A 2,518-nucleotide genomic window follows, 5' to 3' on the forward strand; every position below is an offset into this window, starting at 1 on the left:
TCGTCCGGGGCAGCCCCCGCAGGACCCAGCCCACGACGACGCCGCGCACCGTCGCCGGCAGCGGCCGGTACAGGGTGCGCGCCAGCCCCCAGAGGCATGCCTCCCGGACGGAGTCCCGCCCGGTCCAGGACCAGCCGAGGCCGGCGCGCACGCGGCCTGGGAGGAGACCGGCGGTGACGAACCGGGCCAGGGGCATAGCCGCCCGCAGCGGCGCGGGGACGCCCTGGCCGGAGAACAGGTCGGCGGCGACCCGCCGCGCGTCGTCCGTGACCTCGAGCCGGGCCACCCGGTCGTCCCAGTAGTCCGCAAACGCCGCGCGGTCGACCGGCCAGGCGGAGGCGGGGACCTCGAGGCTCGTGGCGAGCGGGGCGTACCCGCGGTAGAGGCGGTCGGCGTCCTCGGCGTCGAGGGCGCCCCACATCCGGCGGCGCACCTGCTCCCCCATCGCATAGAGGGTGGCGGCCACCCAGAGCTGGGCGTCCGGGTCGGCGGCGTCGTAGGGGTGGCCTCCGGCGTCGAGCCCGCGGACCGGGCGGTGCGCCGCCCGCACCCGGTCGACGACCGCGTCGCGCAACGGCGCGGCCTCGGGGAGGGTGACCGCGTAGATGTAGGCGAGCGTGTGGCGGAGCCGGCGCATCGGGTCCTCGGTGAACCGGGAGTGGACGGCGACGCCGGCCCCCACCGGCCGGTGCGCCACCTGGAGCAGGATCGCCGCGCCGGCGCCGGCGAGGATCACGGTCTCGCGGGCGAGGGCGGCCGCGGAGGTCGGGGCGGAGTGGCGGGCGGGACGCATGGTCCTAGCCTCGCACCGGGCCGGGCGGAGGGGCAGGGGGCGAAGATGAACGGTGCTGTTCACCTTTTGTTCACCTTGCCGTCCGCCTGCCGCCCGTGGCACCTCGACCCGAAAACTGCATGATTGCGCCGATTTCGCGCCATGCAGGCATGCACGACAGGGTGTCACAGGTCACGTTGGTGAACACGGAGTTGCACTCTGGGAGGAAATCTGTAAACTTGTTCACAAGCAGTTCACCTAGCGTTTACGGAACGCGAGGTCGGGACTCCACCGAACTCATCACCCGCGGCCCCGCCGCGACGATCCGCCGGACTCGTGGTCCGGCAACCGAAGGAGGTGCTCACCGTGAGCATCAACACGACCAGCCACCACCTGCCCACCGCCCCGAGCCCCCTCATGCAGCGCCACGTGCTCCAGCGCGTCGAGGAGACCCTCCTCCGCCGCTTCGAGGGCACCGTCACCGCCGAGACCGTCCGCTCGGTCGTCCGCGAGGTCGTCGCCGACCTCAAGCGCGGCGCCCGCATCACCACCTTCCTGCCGGCCCTCGCCGAGCGCGAGGCCACCCGCCGCCTCCAGGCCGCGACGCCGGCCCACGAGGCGATGGCCGTCGCCGCCTGATCCCCCACACCGACGCGAAGACCCGTCGGCCCGCCCCGCGAGGGGCCGTGGCCGGCGGGTCTTCTCGCCTCCCCGGACGCTTTCGTTCGAGAAACGGCGTCACCGCTCCTTGCTGATGCGGCCATCCGGCACCTCCGCTCCTGGACGCCGTTCCATCGCCGCCCACGCGAATCCGGCGTGCGACGCCGTTTCCCGAACGAAAGCACCGCGACACGCCGCCATTTCCCGAACGAAAGCGCGACCGGCACGGGAGGCCTCAGTCCTCGGCGACGCCCAGCGCTCGGCGCATCGGCAGGAACTTGGCCCGGATCTCCGTGACCTCCTCCTCGGGCACCGCTCCCGGGACCATCCCGCCCCCGGCCTGCAGCCGCACCCCGCCGGGCACCTGCTGGCCACAGCGCAGCGCCAGGGCGATCTCGCCGTCGCCGTCCTGGTCGAGCCACCCGACCGGGCCCGCATAGCGGCCGCGGTCCACGGGCTCGACCTCCGCGATCACCCTCACCGCGTCCGGCGTGGGGGTCCCGCCGACGGCCGCCGTCGGATGCAGCGCGGCCACCACGTCCAGCACGGTCCCCCGCCCATCCCGCAGCCGGCCGCGCACGGACGTGGCCAGGTGGTGCACGTTCGGCAGGGTCAGGACGGTGGGCGCGGGGTCGTCATCGGCGAGGTCGACGACGGGCGCCAGCGCGTCCAGCACCGACCGCGCCGCCCAGCGATGCTCCTCCGCCAGCCGCGGATCACAGGCCAGACGCTCCCGCAGCGCGGCGTCCTCCTCCTCGTCCGCGCCGCGCGGCATGGACCCCGCCAGCACCCGCGAGCCCACGAGCCCCGCGTGCCGCGTGGCGAGGACCTCGGGCGTGGCGCCCAGCAGCCCGCCGACGGCGAACACCCAGGTCTGCGGGTACTCGCGGCGCAGGGCCCCGATCGCCCGCCACAGGTCGGCGTCGTCCGCGGGGACGGTCATCGTGCGGCTGATCACGACCTTCGCCAGCTCCCCGCCCGAGTCGGCCATCCGCGTCAGCAGCTCGCGCACCCCGGCCGCGTAGCCGGCGTCGTCCCAGGCACGGTCGGCGACGTCGGCGGGCAGGGGCACCGCGCCGTCGGCCA

The 2,518-nt window shown here is 74.9% G+C and carries 3 protein-coding genes; 1 reads left to right on the top strand and 2 read right to left on the bottom strand.

The window, feature by feature from the left end:
* Positions 1–793 (bottom strand): oxygenase MpaB family protein (locus D8M29_RS10725; RefSeq protein WP_148111588.1); only part of this gene is annotated, 793 nt, incomplete at its 3' end.
* A 345-nt stretch (positions 794–1,138) separates the two neighbouring features.
* Here D8M29_RS10725 and D8M29_RS10730 point away from each other — a divergent pair.
* On the top strand, positions 1,139–1,411 hold the full coding sequence (locus D8M29_RS10730; protein ID WP_227448856.1) for a three-helix bundle dimerization domain-containing protein: 273 nt from the start codon (positions 1,139–1,141) through the stop codon (positions 1,409–1,411).
* A gap of 256 nt (positions 1,412–1,667) precedes the next feature.
* Here D8M29_RS10730 and D8M29_RS10735 read toward each other — a convergent pair.
* Positions 1,668–2,518 (bottom strand): isochorismate synthase MenF (locus tag D8M29_RS10735; RefSeq protein WP_127445962.1); only part of this gene is annotated, 851 nt, incomplete at its 5' end.

This window comes from Micrococcus sp. HSID17227 (genome assembly GCF_003989405.1).
GTDB classification, from domain to species: domain Bacteria; phylum Actinomycetota; class Actinomycetes; order Actinomycetales; family Micrococcaceae; genus Micrococcus; species Micrococcus luteus.